The following is a 22,941-nucleotide window of genomic DNA, read 5'->3' as shown; positions in this document are numbered from 1 at the left end:
GCTAGTAAATCGTTCATTGCTGATACGATCAACTTCGTGCCAGCATCTTCCCCCGACGGTGACCCGGTGGCGTTCCTGTTGTCGCAACTGGGCCACCGGTCAGCGTCGGTGTTCGCCGAGTTGATCGCCTCGATCGAGCTGACGCCGCCGCACGCGGGGATCCTGCGGGCGATCGCATCCGAACCCGGCCGCAGTCAGCAGGCACTCAGCGCACAGTTGGGCCTGTTACCGAGCCGCGTCGTCGCGTATGTCGACGAGCTGGAGGACCGCGGTTACGTCGAGCGGCGACGTAACCCCGATGACCGTCGCCTGCACGCGCTGTATCTGACTGCGGCGGGCAAGAAGGTGATGACGAAGATCGGTGAGTTGGGTCGTCAGCACGAGCGGATCATGACCGCGGGGCTCGACGGCTCACAGCGCGACACGTTGCGGGAGCTGTTGTCGATCGTCGCCGAAGCGCAGGGCCTGACGCCGCACGTCCACCCGGGCTACCGCACGCTGGGCCGCGCGAACTCGCGCTAGCCGGGCGGGCTGGCCCGGGCGCTGCTGGCCCGGGCGCGAACGTTCCTTACCGCTCGAAATTTCGCCAAATTTTCGAGCGGTAAGGAACGTTCGGCAACTCCAGCGGCGCACCAGCGGCATGTAACGCAGCTCGGGTACGCGCAATGATTGTGCTCGGTCGGTACCGGACCATGCCCGCACTGACGCGAATGATCCGCCATCCCATCGCCTCGAGCACTGCCTGCACCTCGATGTCGTTGTCGCGAACGTCGGGGTCGGTCCAATGCTGCGCGCCGTCGTACTCGACACCGACCATCCAGTCATCCCAGCCCATGTCGATGCGATGGACGAATTCGCCGAACCTGTCGAACACTTCGATCTGTGTGCGCTTCGGTCTCAAGCCCGCGAATGTCAAAATCAAGCGGGTACGCGTTTCCTGCGGCGACTCGGCGCCTGTGTCTGACAGCATGGTCGCTTCCCGCAACTGCACTATGCCACGCGCGCCGCGATGGCGCTCGGCGAGCGCCTCGATCTCTGTTGCCTTGAGATCGGTGGCTTGCATCAACGCGTCTATCCGGATGACCGCTGCCGTCAGTCCGCTCCGTCGGCCCAAGTCGTATGCGGTGCGCGCGGGCGTGGTCGCCGGCACACCCATGACCGCGCACACCTCATCCTCACTCAGAACGTCGCTGTGCAACACGATGCCCTTCGTCTTGTGACGATGCGTTTGATTGAGCTCCGCGGGCAGTTCAGCGTCGAGCCAACGGCTTCCATGTAAGGCCGCAGCGGATAAACCCGCCGCGGTAGCACGCCTTTTCGACCAAAGCCACGCGGCGATGGCTCTATCCGCTGCACTCAACTTCTGTGCCTTCGGCACGTACACATCGCGATAGACGGCGTCGTAACAGGTTGCGAGTTGATAGCGATTGACGATGCCCGCCGCCAGCGCCTCACTACCGATGAATGGAAGCATGCTGGTAAGACGGCAACCGCGTCGGATCCGTTCCCACGGCGAACGTTCCTTACCGCTCGAAAATTTGACGAAATTTCGAGCGGTAAGGAACGTTCGCGCCGCCAGCGGAGCTAGGCCAGGCGCGTGATCTCCACGACCACGTCGAGGTCGGTCGAACCCTCACCTGAATAGATCCCTTTGAGCGGGGTGACATCGGAATAGTCGCGGCCCACCCCGACGCTGACGTATTGCTCGTTGATCTCGCTGTCGTTGGTGGGGTCGAAGTTCCACCAGCCGCCGGTCCACGCCTGCACCCAGGCATGGCTCTGCCCGTCGATGGTGTCCCCGATCACCGCCTTACGCTTGGGATGCAGATATCCCGACACATAGCGGGACGGAATTCCCATGCCGCGCAATAGAATCAGCGTCAGATGTGCGAAGTCCTGACACACGCCCTTGCCTTCGCGCAGCGCGTCCAGTCCCGACGAGTGCACCCCGGTGGTGCCCTTGACGTATCGCAGTTCGCTGTTCACCCAGTTGGCCGCGGCGATGACAGCCTCCTGCGGATCGTGGTACTTGGCGATGCGCTCCCCCACCCGCCTGATCCGCTTGCTGTCGGGTGTGTAGTGCGTGGGGCTGAGCACTTCGGCGAACCGATCGATCACCGGTTCGGAGTGCAGGTCGTCCCAACTCACCTTGTCGGCGGGCATGTCGCCACGATCGGTCTCGACCACCGAACTCGACGTCACCTCCAACTCGGTGTGTGGGGCGTGCAGGTCGAACGCGGTGACCGCAGTGCCCCAGTAGTCGACGTACCGGTATGACCTTGTGGCAGGGACGGTTTCGACGCGGTTGAGGATGACGTTCTGCCTGTTGTCGGACCGCGGTGTCAGCCGCGCCTCGTTGAACGACGCGGTCACCGGCGACTTGTAGGCATATCCCGTCGAATGCACCACCCGCAGTCGCCACATGTCAGACTTCGCCTTCCTCGATGACAAGCGTTCCGTTGTGCCCTGCGTCATGCCACGCCACCCACGGCGCCGAGTGGAAGTACTGCACGGCCAACGCCTCTCCGACGTCGTGGCAGGTCTTCTGCAGACCGGCCAGCCGCTTCTCCAGCGAATCGAGCAGCGCACCCGGCTGCAGGAATTCCAGTTCGCTGCGCGCGCGGCCGAGCAGTCGTTGCGCCTCTGCGGTGGCGCCGAGCCGGCTGTGCGGGCGGTTGAGCAGTTCGTCGAGGCTGTGTTCGGCCAGCCGCAGCGAGTAGAAGATCGAGCGGGGGAAAAGCCGGTCGAGAAGCACGAATTCGACGACGCGGCCGGCGTCCATCACGCCGCGGTAGGTGCGCAGGTAGGTGTCGTGCGCGCCCGCCGACCGCAGCAGCGTGACCCACGCGGGCGATGCCGCGCTGTCACCGACACGTGACAGCAGCAGCCGCACCATCATGTCCACCCGTTCGATGGCGCGGCCCAGCACCATGAACCGATACCCGTCGTCACGGCTCAGCGTCGAGTCCGCGAGGCCGGCGAACATGGCGGCGCGACCCTCGACGTAGGACAGGAACTCGTGCGGGCCAAGACGTTTGGCAGCGCGTTCACGTTCGGCCAGCGCGTTGTAGGTGGTGTTCAGGCACTCCCAGATCTCGGTGGACGTGACTTCGCGTGCGCCGCGGGCGTTTTCCCGCGCGGCGGAGATGGACTCGACGATCGAGCAGCCGCCCGCGGTGTCGCGGCTGAACGCGACCAGGTCGGTCAGCGACCAGACGTCCAACTGCTGCTGGGGCGCCTCGATGCCGAGCACCCGCAGCAGGGTGCGCGACGCCTGGTCCGGGTCGACACTGGAGTCCTCGAGCAACTGGTGCACCGTGACGTCGAGGATGCGAGCGGTGTCGTCGGCCCGTTCGACGTAGCGCCCGATCCAGTACAGCGATTCAGCGTTGCGCGCCAACATCGAAAATCGCCCCCTACTGCTGCTGTTGGTCTTGTGACTGGCCGTCGCCGTTGTCCGACTTCGACTTGGCCTTCGCCTTCGGCAGTGACCGCACCACCTCGGCCGCCGCGAGTTCACGGTCGGCGACCGACGCTCTCGACGCCAACACCCAGGTGTCCTTGGAGCCGCCGCCCTGACTGGAGTTCACCACCAGCGACCCCTCCGGCAACGCGACCCGGGTCAGCCCGCCGGGCAGCACCCACACGTGGTCGCCGTCGTTGACGGCGAACGGCCGCAGATCGACGTGGCGGGGTGCCAGTTTGTCGCCGATCTGGGTGGGCACCGTAGAGAGCTGCATGACCGGCTGGGCGATCCAGCCGCGCGGATCGCTGCGGATCTTCTTGCTGATCGCGGCCAGCTCCTTGGGTGACGCGTCGGGGCCGAACACGATGCCGTAGCCGCCGGAACCCTCCACCGGTTTGATGACCAGTTCGGCGACGCGGTCGAGCACTTGGGCGCGTTCGTCGTCCAGCCAGCAGCGGTAGGTGTCGACGTTGGCCAGCAGCGGCTTCTCGCCCAGGTAGTACTCGATGATCGTCGGCACATACGTGTAGACCAGCTTGTCGTCGCCGACGCCGTTGCCGACCGCACTGGAAATGACGACGTTGCCCGCGCGTGCGGCGTTGAGCAGACCTGCGACCCCGAGCACCGAGTCGGGCCGGAACTGCATCGGGTCGAGGAACGCGTCGTCGATCCGGCGGTAGATGACGTCGACCTGCCGCTCGCCTTCGGTCGTGCGCATGTAGACGGCGTTGTCGCGGCAGAACAGATCGCGACCTTCGACCAGTTCGACGCCCATCTGGCGGGCCAGCAGCGAGTGCTCGAAGTACGCCGAGTTGTAGACGCCCGGGGTGAGCACCACCACCGTTGGATCGGCGACGTTGTTGGCCGCGGCGTTGCGCAGCGCTCGCAGCAGGTGCGACGAATAGTCGCCAACCGCGCGGACCCGGTGCGTCGCGAACAGGTTCGGGAACACCCGCGCCATCGTGCGCCGGTTCTCCATCACGTAGGACACCCCGGACGGCGAGCGCAGATTGTCCTCGAGCACCCGGAAGTCGCCCTTGGCGTCGCGTATCAGGTCGATGCCCGCGACGTGGATGCGCACACCGTTGGGCGGCACGATGCCGGCGGCCTCGCGGTGGAAGTGCTCGCAGGAGGTGACCAACCGGCGCGGGATGACGCCGTCGCGCAGGATCTCCTGTTCGCCGTAGATGTCATCGAGGTAATGCTCCAGGGCCTTGACCCGCTGCGTGATGCCCCGCTCGAGGCGCGTCCACTCGGCCGCCGAGATCACCCGAGGGACCAGGTCCAGCGGGAAGGGGCGCTCCTGGCCGGACAGCGAAAACGTGATGCCCTGGTCGATGAATGCACGGCCGAGCGCCTCGGCGCGGGCGGCCAGTTCGGAGGCGTCCGACGGAGCAAGCTCGGCGAAGATGCCCTTGTACGGGCCGCGCACGTTGCCGTCGGCGTCGAACATCTCGTCGAAGGCCCGCGAGTAGCGGCCGGCCTTTTTGTAGCCGTCGAAGATGCCGTCGTACCGTTTGGGCGTCCGCCCGTTCCCACGCGATGTCCGTGCTGTCTCGGTTGGGACGGTGCGAAGGCTCACCCATCACATGCTGCACCAAGTGAGCCGTTTCGGCAGGCCAGACGGCTCCGCTTTGGGAGATTCGGGGGCGCGCTGGTACCCTGAACAGTCGCTGCCCGCCGTCAGGCGCGGCGCGAAACGGACTTTGAGTAACCCAACCTAGATTTCGAAGGAATTACCGCGTGGCCAACATCAAGTCGCAGGAAAAGCGCAATCGCACCAATGAGCGCCGCAGACTGCGCAACAAGTCGGTGAAGTCGTCGCTTCACACCGCGGTCCGGGGATTCCGCGAGGCCATCGAGGCGGGCGATAAGGAGAAGGCCGGCGAGTTGCTGGTGTCGACCAGCCGCAAGCTGGACAAGGCCGCGAGCAAGGGCGTCATCCACAAGAACCAGGCGGCCAACCGCAAGTCGGCGCTGGCCCGCGCGCTCAACAAGATCTGATTCGGTCCGCCGCTAGTCTGCGGCCAACTCGGCGACCTTCCTGACCGCCGTCTCCAGTGCATAGTCGGCGTCCGCCGCCGCGCCCTTGACGTCGGCGTTCAACGCCGCGACCAACTGCATGGCCTCGGCGATCGAACTCCGCGACCACCGTCGCGCCTGCCTCTGCACCTTCTGCACCCGCTTCGGCGGCATGCCCAGTTCGGAGGCCAGCCGGTAAGGGTCACCGGACAGCGGCGCCACCCTGGCGATGGTGTGCACCGCCTCGGCCAGTGCGTCGGCGAGCACCACTTGCGGTTCGCCGCTCATCATCGCCCACCGCAGTGCTTCGGCCGCACCGGCGACGTCGCCGACGACGGCCTTGTCTGCGATGTCCCAGCCCTTCACCTCGGCCTTCCGCGAGTGGTAGCGACGCACCGCGGCCGCGTCGATCTGCCCGGCGGTGTCAGCGGCCAATTGCGAACAGGCGGAAGCCAATTCGCGGATATCGGAGCCGACGGCCTCGACGAGAGCGGTGACGGTGTCGTCGCTGACCTTGACCTTCAGCGCACGGAACTCCTTTCGCACGAAGTCGACGCGCTCATTCGGCCACTTGATCTTGTCGCATGGATGTACTTGGGCGCCAAGCTTTTTCAGCTGATCCGCCAGCGCTTTCGCGCGACCGCCACCAGAATGCACGACGACCAGCATGGTGCCCGGCGGCAGATCGGCCGCGACGCCAGCGATCAGCGCGACCGCCTCCTTACCCGCTTCGGCGGCCGACTCGAGGACGACGACGCGCTCGTCGGCGAACAGCGAGGGGCTGAGCAGTTCGGCCAGTTCGCTGGTGCTGACCTCGCCCGCGCGTAACCGATCCACCGGGACGTCGTCGGTGCCCGCCTGCTTGCGCGCCTGCCGCAGCACCGCGGCCACCGCCCGCTCGACGAGAAGCTCTTCTTCACCCAACACCAGATGCAAATTCGCGACCGGTTCGCTCACCTCGCAATCGTGTCATGTCCAGCCGACAGCCCCCGAGACCGTCCACGCCAACACGCACACCGCGGCCACTCCCGCGCCGATGCGCACCCATCGCCACCGCCACGACACCACCGCCGCGACACCGGCGACGGCGACGCACAGCACTCCTGGCAGCCCCGACGGCACATCGATCGCCGCGCCAGGAACGCCCGACGCCCAGTGCGCGACCCGCAGCAGCCACCACAGCTGCGGGCCGGTGAACCGGATCAACAGTTGCGCCCCGGCCGGCCACAGCGGGCACAGTGCCGCGGCGGCCGTGCCGACGACGGTGATCGGTGGGATCACCGCGGCGACGGCCAGGTTGGCGGCCACCGACACCACGCTGAAGGTGCCCGACATGCCCGCCACCAGCGGCGCCGTGACAAGCTGAGCGGCGACGGCCACGCTGACCGCGTCGGCCAGCGGCTTCGGCCAGCCCCGCCCGACCAGGCGCCGCGACCACGTCGGTGCGATGACGACCAGCGCCGCCGTAGCCGATACCGACAACGCGAAGCCGACGTCGACGGCCAACTCGGGCGCGGCGATCATCAGCATCAGCACGCTGGCCGACAGCACCGGAATGGCCTGCCTGCGTCGGTGCGACACCACCGCCAGCAGCGTGATCGCGCCCATCACCGCGGCCCGCAGGACGCTGGCCGACGGCTGCACGACGATCACGAACGCGACCAAGCCGAGCGCAGCCAGCGCGACCGCCAGCCTTGGCCCCAACACCGCGGCGGTCATCAACATCGCGCCGCAGACGATGGTCACGTTCGCGCCCGACACGGCGGTCAGGTGCGTCAGCCCCGACGCGCGGAACTCCGCGGTGGTCTGCGGGCTGAGCGTCGACGTGTCGCCCAGCACCAGTGCCGGCAGCATCGCCGCCTGGTCCGCGGGCAACACGACGCGCGCGGCGTCGGCGAACCCGGCGCGGATCCCGTGCGCGACCTTGTCGATCGGCGCGGCCTCGCCCAATCGCGGTTCACCCGTCGACGACAGCACCGCCACCGTCAGGTCGCGCCGAGTCGGCCTGCCGATGCGGGCCGGAATACTTGCAGGCCGCCCCGCGGTCAGCTCGGCGAAATCTACGGTGCTCGCGAAAACCACTACCCGGCCGGACATTTCGACGGCTCCGACCCGTTGCAACTCTCCGCGGAACATCATGCGCGCGCCGCCGAGTGAGCGAGGTGTTTCGCTGGGGGTCACGACGACGGCGGCGACCGTGCCATACCGCTCGGCGATGGGGTGGTGACGAAGGTCGTTGACCCGCATGCCGATCGCCGCGGCGAAACCCACGCCGACGACGGCAACGGCGACCGTTCCGGCCGCGACTCCAGTGCGGACCTGAGCGGCGCGGCGCCCACTACCCCACCGCCCCGCCACCGCCGTCGCGGCCACCGCGACGACGACCACGACGATTGAACCGCGGCCGCCCCAGAGGATCCCGGCAGCGGTGACCGCCCAGCCTGTCAGCGCCGCAGGAACCAGCCGCAGGTCCAGCCGCGCGGCGTCGGCGTCCGGCGACGTCACACACGGACATGGGCGCGCAGCTTCTCCAGCCGCGCAGGTCCGATACCGTCTACATCGCCGAGTTGGTCGATGCTGGTGAACCTTCCGTTGGCGTCACGCCAGGCGACGATCGCGGCGGCTGTCACGGGACCGACGCCCGGCAGCGCATCGAGTTGCTCCACCGTCGCGGTGTTCAGATCGACCAAACCGGCTGGACCCGAATCGTTTCCAGCGGTCGGCGGCGGATCTGCCGGAGCTGCGGGCACGGGTCCTGAGCTGATCGAGCTTCCCATCTGAGCCGGCTTACCGGGCGGCCCGGTGATCCCGACGATGACCTGTTCCCCGTCGGTCACCCGCCGGGCCATGTTGAGCCCGATCAGGTCGGCGCCATCCAGCGCCCCGCCCGCCGCCGTGAGCGCGTCGGCGATGCGGGCACCGGGCGCCAACGTGACGAGCCCCGGCTTGTGCACAAGACCAACCACGCTGACGATCACGGGTCCGGACGCCTCAGCCGGTGCCGCCCCCGGCGTCGGCTTGGCCGACGAAACCATTTCCACCGGAGGCAATTTCGCCGATGCCACCGCCGGTGTTTTATCGCGCGCCACGGCGAAGACGGTCACCAGGACAGCGATGACACCGACGGCGGCCAGCGCGATGACGCCCGCGCGGCCGGGGTCGGCCCGCACGGTGGCGCTCCAGCCCGGCCCGCCATTCGGTTTTGCGGTATCGGGCAGCCATCGGGACAGCGACGTGTCCGGCTCTGCGTCGCCGTCGGCGGGTGATTCGGTTTCACCGCCGAGACGGCGCGCAAGCCGCTCGGCGGGCAATTCGGTTCGCATGCCGACAAAGTAGGCGCGTCGGCGGACGCGCCCGCCCGCATGCAGCGGACGGCAACGCGCCCTGTGGATGAAATCCCGGGTGTGGATAACTGGGTTGTCTACAGTGATTTGCTATGGACCGTCGCGTCCCGATGATCGCTGGTATCGCGTTCGCGGTCCTCTTCGCCGCCGCGCTGTTCCTGGTTCCGGCGCTGCCGGGGATCGACCAGCCCGGCTACGACATCGTCTCGTTCGTCACCGCGAGTTCCGGTGCGCTGCGGATGCGGGCGCTGCTGGTGGCGTTCGGCGCTCTGGCGTTGGTCGTGGTGCTCGGCTACGCCCGCGACAAGCTCACCGGACCGCAGGCGTACGTGTTCACCATCGGCTCCGCCGTCGTGCTGGTCCAAGTGTTCATCGGAGTGTGGTTCACGGCGGGTCTGGCGCTGCACCCTGCCCAACTCGGCTCTGCGACAGCGCGCACCATCGCGGACATCGTCGCGATGTTCGGGCCGATGCTCACCGTCGCCAACATCATGGTTGCGGTGCCAATCCTCTTGGTCGCCAACGAAGATCGCCTTCCGCGATGGCTTGGCATCCTGGCCGCGGTGTTCACAGTCGAGCAACTGATCGAAACGATCACGATCATCGGTCCGCCCGCCAGTTTCATCTCCCCCGGCGGCGCGATGAACTTGTATCTCGGTGGCCCGCTGTTCGTGGTCTTCTTCCTCGCGCTGGGCGTCGCGTTGTCGCTGGTATCCGCTGATGAGCCGACGGTAGCCACCGTCGACGAAACAGCTGACTGAACCGGGGCCGGTCGGCGAACACCCAGCCCCGGTTCGGTTCTCGGTCAGGAGCCGGCGTTCAGTTGATCGACGGCAGCGACAATCTCGGGCTTGTCGGACTGGAGGCTCTGCCGCCAGCCGACATCATGCAACGGGTAGTGGTTGATGAGCACGAGCACCTCATCCACGTTGGCCACTCCGGTGTACGCACCGCCGATCGCGTCTTCGATCTTCTGCACCAGTTTGCGTTTGGCATCGAGGCTCGCCAGTTCCGGCACCTCTAATGAGCACACCGGCCGCACGGGCTCGGCGAGCACACGTCCGTCCTGCGAAACGTTCTCGGCTGGATACTCCCGCAGCCAGCCGCGGGTGTCCGGGAAGTGATAGGCCTCGTCGAGCGCATCGTGAATCTCTTTCATCATCTTGTGCTTGGCGTCTCCGCTCGCTCCGAGTGGTGCATCGATGGTGAATACGGGCATTTCGTCATCTCCTAGTTGATTGTCGGGAAGCCGACACTTGGACATTACATCTTTTTAGTTGGAAAAACCAAGTGTTTGATTCGACTGTCGAATTTGTCCTAGGTAGACTTGCCGCGTGGTAGGTAAGCGGAAATACGAAGACGGCTGCGCGATTGCGCAGGCTCTGGATGTGGTCGGCGAGAGATGGGCCCTGCTGGTGGTGCGGGAACTAGTGCTGGGGCCGAAACGCTTCACCGATCTGCTCGACGGCCTGCATGGCGCAAGCTCCGACGTGCTCACTCAGCGGCTACGTGATCTCAGCGACGCCGGCGTGGTGCGGCGCCGCCGCCTCGGACCGCCCGCTGCCGCTTGGGTATACGAGCTCACGGACTGGGGAGCCGAACTCGAGGACATCATTCTCGAGTTGGCGCAGTGGGTCCACAAATCACCGCTGATGCGGTACGACCTGCCGCTGGGGCCGGACTCGCTGATGTTGTCGCTCAAGACGCGGTTTCATCCGCCCGCCATAGACGGCTTGACCGCAACGATCGGATTGTCTTTCGGGGAGGCACATTTCGCGGTCCGCATCGCCGACGGCCAATTGCACATAGACCGCGGCGAGGCGGACGAACCGGACCTCGTACTCGACACCGACGAGGCCACCCTGCTTTCACTGCTGAATCCCGACGCCTCGTTCGACGACGCGATGTCAGCCGGACAGCTGCGTCTCACCGGGGACAGGGCACTCGCTGACCGGTTCCGACAAGCGTTTCCCGTCCCCGGCGAGGCACCGGATTAGTGCTTTTTCCCGGCGTGGTTGGCGGGATGGTCGTGCTTGGCGGCCGCTGGGCGGCGGTCCTTGTGCTTGGGCGTCGGCTTGGCGTCCGCGGTCGTAGCGCGGGAGGCGCCCGCAATGGCCACACGCTCCGAACCCCTTTTGCTGCTTCGTGTTTCGGTTGTGACCGCCTCCACCTGCTTCGACTCGTCAGTCGTGGCAGGCATCTTCGTGGCGGCGGGGAACGGAGCATGCAGCGAGTTGCGAATACTGGTCAGAGCGGTGTCCACCGCTCCCACGACGGGTGCGGCGGCCGTCGCGGCCACCTCGCGCGCCTGCGCCACGCCAGCCGCCAACGCGGTCGCGGGATTTCCGGTTTTCGCCAAGTTCTGCGCCGAGGCGTCGGCGATCTGCACCGCACCGGAGAGCAGCAATTCACCGGCTTGGAATGCCACCGCCGTCGTCACATCAATGGCGCTGACCGCGAGCACCTGGAACACGTTCGTGGCACCGGTCGGCGTCGTCGGGGTGCCGACAGGTTGATCGAGCGCATTGAGGATGTCGCTGCGCGCGGTCTGCACGGCCGCAAGGAACTGCCCCGGCGTTGCGGCCGCCGCCGCGACGTTGAACCCCTCGACCACGGCGACGTCGAGTGCGTGAAACGCCTTCGGCACCACCAGGAACACGTCGTTGTTGATCAACGGTGTCACGGCCGCGTTCGCCGGTCCGGTCACCGACGCCGCGGCAGCGCCGATCGCCTGCAGCGGCGAACCCGTCGACGCGAGCGACCCCAGGAACGCCGCAGGGGCTTCCAGCGCGCCCAGCGGCACGGTGACCGCGCCCTGCACAGCGAACGGACAGATGAGACTGCAGTAGTGAAGCTGATTGCCGATGAACGCCAGCGGTATAGACCCGAGCGCCGGTGCGGTGGCGGCGGTCAGCTGCACGTCTCGAGAGACCGCAGGCGGTGACTGGTGATGCGCAGGCGGGGCGATCGGCGACACGGTCACTGCACCGACGACAGCGGCGCTGGCAAGGACGGTTGAGCGCAATGGCATAGGCACTCCCTTGATACGGGCACCACTGTCTAAAAGTTCGAGATAGAAGGAATCGACCGCATTAGGATTTCCCGGATGGACGGCGTGCATGATCTGGGCGGCCTCGACGGGTTCGGCCCGGTTCCACACGAGGTATCCGAACCGTACTTCGCCGAGGAATGGGAGCGACGTGCGTTCCGGCTGATGATCGGGTGGATCGCGGCGCAAAACCCGCCCGGCGGACGGTTCCGGCACTCGATGGAACGGATGGCGCCGCAGCACTACCTGTCCTCGCCGTACTACGAGCGCTGGCTGACCGGCGCCACCACGATGGCGGTCGAGGCGGACGTCACGACGACGGACGAACTCGACCGTCGGGCCGGCGGCCGTTTCCCGTTGTCGAATTCGGATCGCGGGGTGCTGCCTGACGACCTCAGTCCGCGCACAACGCCGCGTTACGCCGTCGGAGACGAGGTCCGTGTCCGGGCGTGGCACCCACCCGGACACACCCGCGCACCGCGTTACGTGCAGGGCAGAACAGGTACAGTCGTCCGCGTCGACGGCGCGTTCGCCATCGACGACATCGCGGCCCACGGCGGTGGCGACGTGGCGGACCCGCTCTACGCCGTGCGCTTCACGTCCCGCGAACTGTGGGGCGAGGCCGGCGCCGACGGCGAAGTGGTCTGCGTAAACCTGTTCGAGCGCTACCTCGAGGACCCGCGATGACCAACGATCACCATCACCCCGCAGCGATTGCTCCCATCGAGGCCCGGGTCGCCGCGATCGAGTCGGTGTTGGTGGAGAAAGGCATTCTCGACCTCGAAGCACTCGATCAGATCGTCGCGCACTTCGAGGACAACCTCGGCCCGATGAACGGGGCGAAGGTGGTGGCCCGCGCATGGTCGGATCCCGCATACAAGGAGCGTCTGCTCGCAGACGGTACCGCCGCGGTTCGCGAATTCGGCTTCGAGGGTCCCGAAGGCGACTTCGTGGTGGCCGTGGAGAACACCCCGCAGGTGCACAACCTCGTGGTGTGCACCCTGTGTTCGTGTTACCCGTGGCCAATCCTGGGGCTGCCGCCGAAGTGGTACAAATCGCCTGCCTACCGGTCACGTGCCGTCCGCGAACCGCGCAAGCTGCTCGCCGAACTGGGCACAGAGATTCCCGCTGACGTCGAAATCCGGGTGTGGGACTCCAGTGCCGAGGCACGCTACCTCGTCGTGCCGATGCGTCCGGCGGGCACCGACGACATGTCCGAGGAGCAACTCGCCGGGCTCGTCACCCGCGACTCGATGATCGGGGTGCAACGGCTGTGACCGACGCGCTACACGACGCGTCGCTGCCCCGCGACAACGGCGAGTTGGTTTTCGAGGCTCCTTGGCAGGCACGCGCTTTGGCGATAGCGGTGGCGTTGGTGGACAAGCTCGGGGTGCCGTGGGACGAATTTCGTCAACGGCTGATGGCCGAGATCGCCGCCGAACCGAACCGGCCCTACTACGAAAGCTGGGGGGCCGCATTGGAATCCATGGTGGTCGAGCTGGGTCTGACCACGTCCACCGCACTCGACGCCGCCACCCCGACGGAGCGCGCGCCGCTCTAGGTCATTGAGAGCGCGCGGCCAGCAGCACGATCCGCGGGCCAGCCACGTCGTCGGTGATGACGTAGGTGACTGTCGGGCAGTCAATCTCGTCGCCGTCGGCGTTGCGACGTGACAGCGTCGCCCGGTACACCGAGGATGTCGCATTGAGCATGGTGACTTCCGACTGCCGTACCTGACTGTGGTGGAAGCCGAGGGCCCGCAGCCCGTCGAGTTGACTCTGCATGACCGCCGCCGCTTCGTCGTCGGTCATCAGGGTGACGACGCCTTCGTCGGTCGTGATGACCATCGGCACACCGAAATGACCCAGCAACGAAGCCATGTCACCGTCGCCGCGCGCGCACGCGGCGAAGGTGCCCAGATATTCGTCGATCCAACGGCCAACCGCGTCGGCGTCAAGGGCCATCCGGTGATCATGCCCGAAACGTCGGCGTCGGCTAGACGTTTTCGCGACGGCTCACGGGCCCGTTGAGGTCGATGCCGCGGGCGTCGTCGGGCACCTTCGGCGCCGTCAACTCAGGCGTCTCGCCGTCGGCGTCATCGCGTTGCGGTGTCGACCGCTCCAGGAACCGCAGCAACTCGACCGGGAACGGCAGGATCAGCGTGGAGTTCTTCTCGGCGGCGACCTCGACCACCGTCTGCAGTAGGCGAAGCTGAAGTGCGGCCGGTTCGTCGGACATCACCTGCGCGGCCTGGGCCAGCTTTTCGGAGGCCTGCAGTTCGCCGTCGGCGGTGATGACGCGAGCCCGGCGCTCCCGCTCCGCTTCGGCTTGACGGGCGATCGAGCGCTTCATCGAGTCGGGCAGCACCACGTCTTTGATCTCGACGCGGTCGAGTTGGATGCCCCAGCCGACCGCCGGGCTGTCGATCAGCAACTCCAGGCCCTGGTTGAGCCGTTCCCGATTCGACAGCAGGTCGTCGAGGTTGCTCTTACCGATGATCGACCGCAGCGACGTCTGCGCCACCTGCCCGATCGCCGACATGTAATCCTGCACGTCGACGGCCGCGCGGACCGGATCCTCCACCTGGAAGTAGATGACGGCGTCCACCCGCACCGTCACGTTGTCGCGGGTGATGCCGTCCTGTGCGGGCACCGGCAACGTGATGATCTGCATGTTCACCTTCTGCAGACGATCTGCGAAGGGAATCAGCCAGGTCAAGCCGGGCTGCCGGACCCGACTCTGCACCCGCCCGAAGCGGTAGACGACGCCCCGCTCGAACTGCTTGATCACCCTAATGTTCTGGACTGCGAGCCACAGGGCTGCCAGGCCGGCGACACCGGCCGCTGTGAGTGTGTAGAGGATGCTCATGGTGTCCTCCTCAACGGGCGTTATGACCCGAGTGTGCTCCCCCAACCGTCGCTTCGCCAGCACACCCAATCGATCTCGACCAGGGCCCCGACCGCCAGCCCGGTAACACCGACGCAGGTGCGCGACGGCAGCCGGTCGGGAAACCACGCCGCGTAGGCGGTGTTGAACGCGCCGTAGTCATTCCAGTCGAGCAGGAAGGCGCGCACCGAGACGACGTCGGCCAGTCCCCCGCCGCACAGTTCGGTGACCCGCAGCAGGTTTCGGAGCACCTGATCGGTCTGGATCGCGACGTAGTCGCCGACCACAGCGCCGGTCACGTCGGTCGGCATCTGGCCCGTGACATACAGCGTCTGACCGGCGGCCGTGGCGTGAGCGAACGGCGCTACCGCAGGCGGCACGCCGTCGGCGGGGGTGAATGTGAATGACCGAATCCCGTTGTCGCTCATGCCGAAACTGTAGACCAGCGCGGAAAGCACCGTTTGTCGATCCGGCAGTGCACACCCTGGCGCTGATCGACCACCTGCGTGACGGTGAAATCCGCGGCCACCGACAGGAACGAGTAGGCATCGGCTCGCGAAAGCCCGAAATAATCGCGCAGGATGCCATGCGTGCGCAGCGCGGCGGCGGGGCTGAGCACCGTCGGACGATCATCCCAGCGATCAGCGATGCCGTCCTGTCGAGGAGCACACCCGTCAACAGGTTTGTTACTGCCAAACGTCAATCAAATCCTGCCAGTGGAATTAAAGCCGTGATCTTGACAGTTGAAATTGGCAGCTGCAGCGAACGAACACAAGTGAAGAGGCACTAAAAGATGAGGGCACAATGACGAAGTTCGGATTCGCATCCCTGATCGCAGGCGGATTCGCCGCCGCGATCCTTGGCTTGGCGGCACCTGCCGCCGCGGCTCCGACTGGGCCGGGCAGCGCCCAGGACACCATCAACAAGTTGCAGGCCGACGGCTACAACGTGATCGTCAACCGGGTCGGTGGCACCCCGCTCGATCAGGCCACCGTCGTCGCGGTGCGGCCGGGCCAGACCTACAGCCGCACTGACTCCGGAACCCCCGGTGACAGTCTCGAAACGACCATCACCGGTAAGACGGTCTACGTCGACGTGAAGTAGATCGCCCAAAACGCAAGGGGCACCCTCACAAGGGGTGCCCCTTCGTTGTGTCTGGGTGGGTGAGTGCCGACTCCGGAGTTGGCCGTGCCCACCGCGGACCGTGCAGTTTGACGCATGCGTCGGCGTTCATCACGAGGCCGCCGCCATCCGAAATCACTGCCACCGGAACACTTTCAGCCGACATCGCGAACAACCCCGCCCACAGCCGCTCGAGCCAGGGCACAGTGAGCGTCCCGCTTATCGGGAGGCCCAGTCAGCGGAACATCGCAGCGAGGTTCGAGCCGGGCGTGGCAGGCTGGGCGGGTGACTCACTCATCTGAACTCGCCACCGTCGGGCAGGATCTTCGTGAAATCACCACTCCAGCAGGTGCCCTACGCTATTACGACAGCGGTGACGGCCCTACGCTGCTGTTCCTACACGGCTCGGGTCCGGGTGTCACAGGGTGGCGGAATTTCCGAGGTGTACTGCCCGCGTTCGCCGAGCGCTTCCGCTGCCTGATCCTGGAGTTCCCGGGGTTCGGCGTCAGCGATGACTTCGGCGGCCACCCGATGGTCACGGCTCAGGGGGCGGTGACCCCGTTCCTCGACGCGCTTGGCCTCGACCACGTCGACATCGTCGGTAATTCGATGGGCGGCGGGGTCGGTATCAACTTCGCCATCCAACACCCCGACCGCATCGGCAAGCTGGTGACGATCGGAGGCATCGGTACCAACATCTTCAGCCCCGGGCCCAGTGAGGGAATTCGGCTTCTTCAAGAGTTCACGGAGGACCCGACCCGCCAGCGCCTCGTCGACTGGCTGAATTCAATGGTCTACGACCAGAGTCTGGTGACGGAGCAGCTGATCGAGGAACGCTGGAAACTCGCCACCGATCCAGCAACGTTGGCCTCAGCGCGCCGAATGTATGGCAAGACGGCGTTCGCCCAGATGATGGCAATGATGAAGGCGGCCGACCTTCCGATGCCGTGGGCATTGATGCATAAGGTAGCCGCGCCGACCTTGCTCACCTGGGGCCGCGACGATCGAGTGAGCCCCTTGGACATGGCGCTGATCCCGATGCGGACCATCCCCAACGCCGAACTGCACGTATTCCCGAACTGCGGCCACTGGGCGATGATCGAGGCCAAGGATGCGTTTGAAAGCACGGTGATGGCATTCCTGACCCGCTCTACCTCCTGACCCGATGCCAGTCGTCGGCGCCGAAATCCGCGTACACATCACTTCGCCGTCGCCTTGATGAGATTGAAGCCTTTGTAGCCGGCGTCGGCGACCTCGGCGCAGATGTCGTTGTAGGCAGCGAATCCGCCGAGAAACAGCATGAATACACGCGGCTTGCCGGGAATGTTGGTGCCCATGTACCAGGAGTTCGCCTTGGTGAACAGGGTCGCCTCGGCTCGCCGCGCGCATTCGGCGAGCCAGTTGTCCACCGCATCAGGGGTGGCTTCGACACCCGCGTATCCGTGTGCATCCAGGTATCTGATGCAGTCCGCGATCCAGTTCACGTGTGCCTCGGCATGCAACACCATGTTGGCGAGCACCGCGGGGGCGCCAGGACCCGACACGATGAACAGATTGGGAAACCCGTCGACGCCGATCCCGAGGTAGGTGCGCGGGCCGTCCTTCCAGTCGTTCCGCATCAATTGACCTGCACGGCCGACGATGTCGATCTTGCCCAGCGCTCCGGTCATAGCGTCGAAACCTGTGGCGAACACGATCATGTCGAGGTCGTAGTGCGCGTCGGAGGTGTTGATACCGGTGGCATCGATCGACTCGATCGGCGTGGCGCGGACACTGATCAGCTTCACATTGCGTCGATTGAACGTCTGGAAGTAGTTGGTGTCGGTACAGATTCGTTTGGTGCCGATCGGGTGGTCCGTAGGAATCAGCAGGTCCGCGACGGCTGCGTCGTCGATGACGGCGCGCACCTTCTCCTCGTAGAACTTGCGGGCCTCCTCATTGGCCGCCATGTCGGTCATCTGGTCGGTGAACGTCTTCGAAAAGAGCACGCCGCCCAATTCCCAACGCTTTTCGAACGCTTCGCGCCGCTCGTCGGCGGTGGCCTGCAGCGTCAGTTTCGGATGTGCGATGTGGGGCGATCCGCCGCCGCTGCGCCACGACAGGCGGCGCCGCTCGGCGTAGTTGGCCTTGTAGTCGGCGACGTCTTCGTCGCTGAGTGGCCGATTACCGGCTGGCACACTGTAATTGGGCGTGCGCTGGAAGACGTAGAGTTGATCGGCTTGCTCGGCTATCACCGGAACCGACTGGATGCCCGACGATCCCGTCCCGATGACGGCGATGCGCTTGCCGGTGAAATCGACGGGTTCATGCGGCCAGTGCGCGGTGTGATACACCTCCCCCGCGAACGTGCTCAACCCCGGGAAGTCCGGTGTCACCGCCGCCGAAAGCGGCCCGGTCGCCATAATGGCGAACCTGGCCGTGATGACCTCTCCCCGGTCGCTGGTGACCGTCCAGCGCAGGGTGTCCTCGTCGAGGACCGCCGAGGTGACCCGCGTATTGAACGTGATCCCTGCGCGAAGGTCGAGCTTGTCCGCGACCCAGTTCAGGTACCGCAAAATCTCCGCCTGGGTGGCGTACTTCTCCGTCCACGTCCACTCCTGCTGCAACTCGTCGGAGAACGAGTAGCAGTAGTCGACACTCTCGACGTCGCAGCGCGCGCCCGGGTAACGGTTGTAGTACCACGTGCCGCCAACCTCCGGTGCCGCTTCGAACACCCGGACCGACAAGCCTTGCGACCGGAGTTTGTGCAATGCGTACAGGCCGGCGAATCCCGCACCGACCACGACGGCATCAACGAGGGGCTGCTGCGGATCTGCCGAGACGGTCACGACGTCACGCTAGGTCGCGCCGACCGCGTCGCCGGTCCGGTCTCCCGGTGACCGGACGTCGTGAATACGATCTCCCGGCCATCGGTCGCACCTGTCTGATCTCACCGGTGGCCTGACGACACTCGCACCATGCCCCACGTCGAATCACCCGACACCTGGGTCGACGCCAGAGTCGAGGTCGATCTGGATGGAACCCGGCACCGCCTGCGATGGCCGCGTGACAAAAGCCTGGTCGACACCATGCTCGAGGCGGGAATCGATGTCCCGCACTCCTGCCGGGAGGGACACTGCGGCTCGTGCGTCGCCACGGTGCTCTGCGGTGAGGTCGACGTGGCCGCCTGCGACATCCTCGAGCCCGCGGACATCGCCGATGGGCTCGTCCTCGGATGTCAGGCCCGGCCTGTGAGCGACGATGTCCACATCGAGTATTAGCCATGGATTCGGTCCGCTCACCGGGATCGGTCCCGATGCGGCCATTACCTGCGGTAGACCATTAATCACGCCCAGACAGTTAGGACAGAGCATGAGCGAGCGCGTACTCGACCGGGTGATGGACCTGGCGGACCAGTTCAAGGAGATGGCGGTCGAGGCCGAGAAGATCGGTCAGCTACCGGACGCGACGGTCAAGAGCATGAAGTCGATCGGCTCGATCCGACTGCTTCAGCCCGAGAAGCATGGCGGGCTCGAAGTCCATCCCCGCGAATTCGCAGAGACCGTGATGGCCACAGCGGCTCTCGATCCCGCCGCCGGCTGGATCAACGGCGTGGTCGGGGTGCACCCGTATCAGCTCGCGTACGCCGATCCACGGGTCGCCGCGGAAGTGTGGGCCGACGACATCGACACCTGGGTCGCCTCGCCCTACGCACCTCAGGGCGTGGCCAAACCCGTCGATGGCGGCTACATCTTCAACGGTCGCTGGCAGTTCAGCTCCGGCACCGACGCGTGCGACTGGATCTTCCTGGGTGCCATGCTTGGCGACGACGACGGCAAGCCGTTGATGCCGCCCCAGATGCTGCACATGATCCTGCCGCGCAAGGACTACGAGATCGTGCCGGACTCCTGGAACGTGGTGGGTCTGCGCGGCACCGGCTCGAAGGACATCATCGTCAAGGATGCGTTCGTGCCGGAGTACCGAACGATGGACGCCATGAAGGTGATGGACGGCACCGCCCAGATCGAGGCGGGCATGACCAAGACCCTCTACAAGATGCCGTGGTCGACGATGTTCCCGCTGGGGATCAGCTCGGCTACCATCGGCATCTGCGAAGGAGCCCTCGCCGCCCACCTCGACTATCAACGCGAACGCGTGGGCGCCAACGGCACTGCCATCAAAGACGATCCGTACGTCATGTATGCCGTCGGCGAAGCTGCGGCCGACATCAACGCCGCCCGCCAGGAGATCCTCGCCAACGTCGACCGTATCTACGACATCGTCGACTCAGGCGCCGAGGTGACGTTCGCCGATCGGGCCGCGGGCCGACGCACGCAGGTGCGCGCCGTGTGGCGCGCGGTGTCCGCTGTCGACCAGATCTTCGCCCGCTCGGGTGGCAATGCGTTGCGGATGGACAAACCGCTGCAACGGTATTGGCGCGATGCGCATGCCGGCATGGCCCACGCAATCCACGTGCCGGGCACCGTCTACCACGCCTCCGCGCTCAGCTCGCTCGGAATTGATCCGCAGGGTCCGCTGCGGGCGATGATTTGAGGCCGCTGTTGATGACTGATCTGAAAAGCCTTGGATACGTTAAGGTTCAGGCCACCGACATGCCGCGCTGGCGGCAGTTCGCATTCGACGTGCTCGGCTTCGCCGAGGGTTCGGGCCCGGACACCGACGCGCTGTATCTACGCATGGACGAACGCGCCGCGCGAATCATCGTGGCGCCGGGAGACATCGACAAGATCATCACCGTCGGCTGGGAGGTCCGCGACCACGCCGCGCTGGAACGGGTCAAGGCGGCCCTGGGCGCCGCGGGTGTGCCCATCAAGGAACTCTCGCAGGCGGACGCCGATGCCCGCCGCGTCGAGGAGGTCATCGCGTTCGACGATCCAGCGGGCACTTCGACTGAGATCTTCCACGGCGCTGTTTTGGATCACAGCCCGGTGGTGACTCCGTTCGGCGCCAAATTCGTGACGGGCGCGCAGGGTCTAGGCCACGTCGTGCTGCCTGCCCTCGATGTGCCGAGCCTTTTCCAGTTCTACACCGAGGTACTGGGTTTCGTGTCCCGCGGCGCGTTCCGGGTGCCCACTCCGCCGGAGTTCGGCCCGCTGCGCGTCCGCTTCCTCGGCCTCAACCAACGCCACCACAGCCTGGCCATCTGCCCGGCGATGACACTGCGCGATCCCGGGCTCATTCATTTGATGGTCGAGGTAGACAGCCTGGACGCTGTCGGGCAGGCGCTGGACCGGGTCAGCAAGGACGGCTTCCAGTTGTCCTCCACCCTGGGCAGGCACACCAACGACAAGATGGTGTCGTTCTACGTGCGCGCACCGGGCGACTGGGACATCGAGTTCGGCACCGACGGGATGCTGGTCGACGAAACGTATTACACCGCTGAGGAAATCACCGCCGACAGCTATTGGGGGCACGCGTGGGTATCCGACCTTCCGGCGGCCATGCGGCCATGACCCCGGACGCCGACGTCATCCCTGTCCCCGCGTCGTCGATCAGCGACTGGGACGACGAAGCCGATGTCGTGATCGCCGGCTACGGCATTGCAGGCGCTGCGGCCGCAGTGGAGGCCGCCCGCGACGGCGCCGACGTTATGGTGCTCGAACGCACCGGTTCCTGGGGCGGGGCCGCAGCGATGGCGGGCGGCTTCATCTACCTCGGCGGCGGCACTTCGATTCAGAGGGCCTGCGGCTTCGCCGATTCCGTGGAGAACATGACCGCGTTCCTCACTGCGGCGATGGGACCGGGTGCGGATGAGAATCGCATCGCCGATTACTGCGAGGGCAGCGTCGAACATTTCGAGTGGTTGGTCGGGTGTGGTGTGCCCTTCAAGCCGGAGTTCTGGGGTGAGCCGGGTTGGGAGCCCCCCGCCGATCAAGGGCTGATGTTCACCGGCGGCGAGAACGCGTTTCCGTACAACACGATTGCCGAACCCGCTCCGCGCGGCCACATCCCGCAGATGTCCGATAAGCGTGCAGGCGAGAAAAGCGGCGGCTTCATGCTGATGAAGCCCCTCGTCGAAACCGGGGCCGCCGCCGGTGTGCGGTCCCAGTACGACACCCGGGTGGCATCCCTGGTCGTCGAGGCCGACGGCCGCGTGACCGGCCTGATCGCCAAGCAATACGGCAAATCCTTCGCGATCCGCGCACGCCGCGGCGTCGTCCTTGCGGCAGGCAGCTTCGCCTACAACGAGGCGATGGTCGCGCAGTATGCGCCGCGCATCGCCGGACGACCGGCCGCATCGATCGAACAACACGACGGTCACGGGATCCGGATGGCGCAGGCACTGGGCGCAGACCTCGCCCACATGGACGCCACCGAAGTCGCGTTTCTGATCGATCCTCAGCAGACGGTGCGCGGCATTCTCGTCAACGGGCGCGGTCAGCGCTACGTCCCCGAGGACATGTACTCCGGCCGGATCGGGCAACTGACGCTCTATCACCAGGACGACACCGCATTCCTGATCATCGATGGTGACGCCCAGGAGGAGGCGATGGCCGCCACGTCCGCAACGCCGTTCCTCAAACGGCCTGCGACGTGGGTGTCTGAAACCGTCGCCGAACTCGAGCACGAGATCGGACTTCCGGCCGGCTCGCTGCAGGCCACCGTCAGCGCCTACAACGATGCCGCTGCCCGCGGCGAGGATCCACTGTGGCACAAGAAACCAGAGTGGTTGCGCCCCATCGGTTCTCCCGTTGGAGCCATCGACTTGCGGGGGAGCTGCGGAGGCTTCACCCTCGGCGGCCTACAGACCTCGCTCGACGGCGAAGTGCTGCACGTCAGCGGAGAGCCGATCCCCGGCCTGTTTGCGGCGGGCCGCACCACCGCAGGCCTGGCGGCATGGGGCTACGCGAGCGGCATCTCCCTCGGCGACGGCAGCTTCTACGGTCGCCGCGCCGGTCGCAGCGCCGCCAAAGGCTGACCCTCCCCTAGCTCTTCCCAGCTCAGCGCTGTGCTTCGACGTGCGCTGTGCCAATTTGTCGTGTCTGTGTGACATGACCCACATACTGTGCTACAAATAGCTATATTACTAATAGGCATATGCCTTGTAGAAG

At 66.0% G+C, this 22,941-nt stretch carries 27 protein-coding genes; 13 read left to right on the top strand and 14 right to left on the bottom strand.

Translation table 11 applies throughout. The features are described from left to right. Positions 1-36 precede the first annotated feature (36 nt). A complete protein-coding gene (locus A5724_RS20940; RefSeq protein ID WP_067806443.1) occupies positions 37-522 on the top strand; it encodes a MarR family winged helix-turn-helix transcriptional regulator in 486 nt (161 codons plus the stop codon). Positions 523-568: 46 nt separating this feature from the next. On the opposite strand, the gene A5724_RS20935 is transcribed toward A5724_RS20940, so the two are convergent. The 4 genes from A5724_RS20935 to A5724_RS20920 all read right to left on the bottom strand — a co-directional run bounded on the left by A5724_RS20935 (position 569) and on the right by A5724_RS20920 (position 4,970). Further along, positions 569-1,474, bottom strand: a complete 906-nt coding sequence (locus A5724_RS20935; RefSeq protein WP_067806441.1) for an endonuclease domain-containing protein — start codon at positions 1,472-1,474, stop codon at positions 569-571. Positions 1,475-1,584: 110 nt separating this feature from the next. Further along, positions 1,585-2,424, bottom strand: a complete 840-nt coding sequence (locus A5724_RS20930) for a transglutaminase family protein (RefSeq protein WP_067806439.1) — start codon at positions 2,422-2,424, stop codon at positions 1,585-1,587. A 1-nt stretch (position 2,425) separates the two neighbouring features. After that, a complete protein-coding gene (locus A5724_RS20925) occupies positions 2,426-3,403 on the bottom strand; it encodes an alpha-E domain-containing protein (RefSeq protein WP_067806438.1) in 978 nt (325 codons plus the stop codon). 13 nt (positions 3,404-3,416) lie between these two features. Further along, positions 3,417-4,970 carry a circularly permuted type 2 ATP-grasp protein gene (locus A5724_RS20920; protein ID WP_067806564.1) on the bottom strand — a complete coding sequence of 518 codons (1,554 nt, stop codon included), beginning with the start codon at positions 4,968-4,970 and terminating at the stop codon, positions 3,417-3,419. Between the two features lie 239 nt (positions 4,971-5,209). Here A5724_RS20920 and rpsT point away from each other — a divergent pair, with 239 nt between their 5' ends. Further along, positions 5,210-5,470, top strand: a complete 261-nt coding sequence (gene rpsT, locus A5724_RS20915; protein ID WP_067806436.1) for a 30S ribosomal protein S20 — start codon at positions 5,210-5,212, stop codon at positions 5,468-5,470. Between the two features lie 12 nt (positions 5,471-5,482). Here the strand turns inward: rpsT and holA are convergent, their stop codons facing one another. The 3 genes from holA to A5724_RS20900 are packed head-to-tail and all read right to left on the bottom strand — an operon-like array spanning position 5,483 to position 8,811. After that, complete coding sequence (holA, locus tag A5724_RS20910) at positions 5,483-6,424, bottom strand: DNA polymerase III subunit delta (protein WP_197518737.1); 942 nt, start codon at positions 6,422-6,424, stop codon at positions 5,483-5,485. 33 nt (positions 6,425-6,457) lie between these two features. Then, a complete protein-coding gene (locus A5724_RS20905) occupies positions 6,458-7,993 on the bottom strand; it encodes a ComEC/Rec2 family competence protein (protein WP_156752381.1) in 1,536 nt (511 codons plus the stop codon). Then, positions 7,990-8,811, bottom strand: a complete 822-nt coding sequence (locus A5724_RS20900) for a ComEA family DNA-binding protein (protein ID WP_067806431.1) — start codon at positions 8,809-8,811, stop codon at positions 7,990-7,992. Before A5724_RS20900 ends, A5724_RS20905 begins: the two co-directional genes overlap by 4 nt. Positions 8,812-8,924: 113 nt before the next feature. Here A5724_RS20900 and A5724_RS20895 point away from each other — a divergent pair, with 113 nt between their 5' ends. Continuing rightward, entirely contained in the window at positions 8,925-9,593 is a 669-nt protein-coding gene (locus tag A5724_RS20895; RefSeq protein ID WP_067806428.1) for a hypothetical protein, read from the top strand. A 44-nt stretch (positions 9,594-9,637) separates the two neighbouring features. On the opposite strand, the gene A5724_RS20890 is transcribed toward A5724_RS20895, so the two are convergent. After that, positions 9,638-10,051, bottom strand: a complete 414-nt coding sequence (locus A5724_RS20890; RefSeq protein ID WP_067806424.1) for an N-acetylmuramic acid 6-phosphate etherase — start codon at positions 10,049-10,051, stop codon at positions 9,638-9,640. A 115-nt stretch (positions 10,052-10,166) separates the two neighbouring features. Here A5724_RS20890 and A5724_RS20885 point away from each other — a divergent pair, with 115 nt between their 5' ends. Next, complete coding sequence (locus A5724_RS20885) at positions 10,167-10,829, top strand: helix-turn-helix domain-containing protein (protein ID WP_156752380.1); 663 nt, start codon at positions 10,167-10,169, stop codon at positions 10,827-10,829. Here the strand turns inward: A5724_RS20885 and A5724_RS20880 are convergent. Then, the gene (locus A5724_RS20880) at positions 10,826-11,863 is read right to left on the bottom strand and encodes a hypothetical protein (protein WP_232004914.1); all 1,038 of its coding nucleotides are present in this window, start codon (positions 11,861-11,863) and stop codon (positions 10,826-10,828) included. The genes A5724_RS20885 and A5724_RS20880 overlap by 4 nt on opposite strands. A gap of 75 nt (positions 11,864-11,938) precedes the next feature. Between A5724_RS20880 and nthB the strand changes: the two genes are divergently transcribed. Genes nthB through A5724_RS20865 form a run of 3 tightly spaced genes read left to right on the top strand, consistent with a single transcriptional unit; the run spans position 11,939 to position 13,442 of the window. Then, positions 11,939-12,568, top strand: a complete 630-nt coding sequence (gene nthB / locus A5724_RS20875) for a nitrile hydratase subunit beta (protein WP_067806422.1) — start codon at positions 11,939-11,941, stop codon at positions 12,566-12,568. Next, the gene (gene nthA / locus A5724_RS20870) at positions 12,565-13,158 is read left to right on the top strand and encodes a nitrile hydratase subunit alpha (protein ID WP_067806419.1); all 594 of its coding nucleotides are present in this window, start codon (positions 12,565-12,567) and stop codon (positions 13,156-13,158) included. The genes nthB and nthA overlap by 4 nt, the downstream gene beginning before the upstream one ends. Further along, positions 13,155-13,442, top strand: coding sequence for a nitrile hydratase accessory protein (locus A5724_RS20865; protein ID WP_067806416.1), 288 nt, complete (start codon positions 13,155-13,157; stop codon positions 13,440-13,442). The genes nthA and A5724_RS20865 overlap by 4 nt, the downstream gene beginning before the upstream one ends. Position 13,443: 1 nt before the next feature. On the opposite strand, the gene A5724_RS20860 is transcribed toward A5724_RS20865, so the two are convergent. The 4 genes from A5724_RS20860 to A5724_RS20845 are packed head-to-tail and all read right to left on the bottom strand — an operon-like array spanning position 13,444 to position 15,386. Next, a complete protein-coding gene (locus A5724_RS20860) occupies positions 13,444-13,845 on the bottom strand; it encodes a hypothetical protein (RefSeq protein ID WP_067806413.1) in 402 nt (133 codons plus the stop codon). Positions 13,846-13,876: 31 nt separating this feature from the next. Further along, on the bottom strand, positions 13,877-14,749 hold the full coding sequence (locus A5724_RS20855; RefSeq protein WP_067806410.1) for an SPFH domain-containing protein: 873 nt from the start codon (positions 14,747-14,749) through the stop codon (positions 13,877-13,879). Between the two features lie 20 nt (positions 14,750-14,769). After that, positions 14,770-15,195 carry a RidA family protein gene (locus tag A5724_RS20850; protein WP_067806408.1) on the bottom strand — a complete coding sequence of 142 codons (426 nt, stop codon included), beginning with the start codon at positions 15,193-15,195 and terminating at the stop codon, positions 14,770-14,772. Beyond that, positions 15,192-15,386 (bottom strand): hypothetical protein, encoded by a 195-nt coding sequence (locus A5724_RS20845; protein ID WP_067806406.1) that lies wholly within the window; start codon positions 15,384-15,386, stop codon positions 15,192-15,194. The genes A5724_RS20850 and A5724_RS20845 overlap by 4 nt, the downstream gene beginning before the upstream one ends. 185 nt (positions 15,387-15,571) lie before the next feature. Here A5724_RS20845 and A5724_RS20840 point away from each other — a divergent pair, with 185 nt between their 5' ends. Both A5724_RS20840 and A5724_RS20835 read left to right on the top strand, forming a co-directional pair. After that, the gene (locus tag A5724_RS20840) at positions 15,572-15,871 is read left to right on the top strand and encodes a hypothetical protein (RefSeq protein ID WP_067806405.1); all 300 of its coding nucleotides are present in this window, start codon (positions 15,572-15,574) and stop codon (positions 15,869-15,871) included. 303 nt (positions 15,872-16,174) lie between these two features. Further along, positions 16,175-17,050 carry an alpha/beta fold hydrolase gene (locus A5724_RS20835; RefSeq protein ID WP_067806402.1) on the top strand — a complete coding sequence of 292 codons (876 nt, stop codon included), beginning with the start codon at positions 16,175-16,177 and terminating at the stop codon, positions 17,048-17,050. 38 nt (positions 17,051-17,088) lie between these two features. Here A5724_RS20835 and A5724_RS20830 read toward each other — a convergent pair whose 3' ends face one another. Next, positions 17,089-18,717 (bottom strand): NAD(P)/FAD-dependent oxidoreductase, encoded by a 1,629-nt coding sequence (locus A5724_RS20830; RefSeq protein ID WP_067806399.1) that lies wholly within the window; start codon positions 18,715-18,717, stop codon positions 17,089-17,091. Between the two features lie 129 nt (positions 18,718-18,846). Here A5724_RS20830 and A5724_RS20825 point away from each other — a divergent pair, with 129 nt between their 5' ends. The 4 genes from A5724_RS20825 (at position 18,847) to A5724_RS20810 (ending at position 22,808) form a co-directional block, all read left to right on the top strand. Next, positions 18,847-19,149: a 2Fe-2S iron-sulfur cluster binding domain-containing protein gene (locus tag A5724_RS20825; RefSeq protein ID WP_067806395.1), complete on the top strand. Its 303-nt coding sequence runs from the start codon at positions 18,847-18,849 to the stop codon at positions 19,147-19,149. A 91-nt stretch (positions 19,150-19,240) separates the two neighbouring features. Then, complete coding sequence (locus A5724_RS20820; protein WP_067806392.1) at positions 19,241-20,422, top strand: acyl-CoA dehydrogenase family protein; 1,182 nt, start codon at positions 19,241-19,243, stop codon at positions 20,420-20,422. Positions 20,423-20,433: 11 nt separating this feature from the next. Next, positions 20,434-21,342, top strand: a complete 909-nt coding sequence (gene bphC / locus A5724_RS20815; RefSeq protein WP_067806389.1) for a biphenyl-2,3-diol 1,2-dioxygenase — start codon at positions 20,434-20,436, stop codon at positions 21,340-21,342. Then, positions 21,339-22,808, top strand: a complete 1,470-nt coding sequence (locus A5724_RS20810; RefSeq protein WP_067806380.1) for an FAD-dependent oxidoreductase — start codon at positions 21,339-21,341, stop codon at positions 22,806-22,808. Before bphC ends, A5724_RS20810 begins: the two co-directional genes overlap by 4 nt. The last annotated feature ends 133 nt before the right edge of the window (positions 22,809-22,941 follow it).

The organism is Mycobacterium sp. ACS1612, assembly GCF_001667505.1.
Classification (GTDB): domain Bacteria; phylum Actinomycetota; class Actinomycetes; order Mycobacteriales; family Mycobacteriaceae; genus Mycobacterium.
The sequence above is the reverse complement of the archived record's forward strand: the minus strand, read 5'-3'. Positions and strand labels throughout refer to the sequence as shown.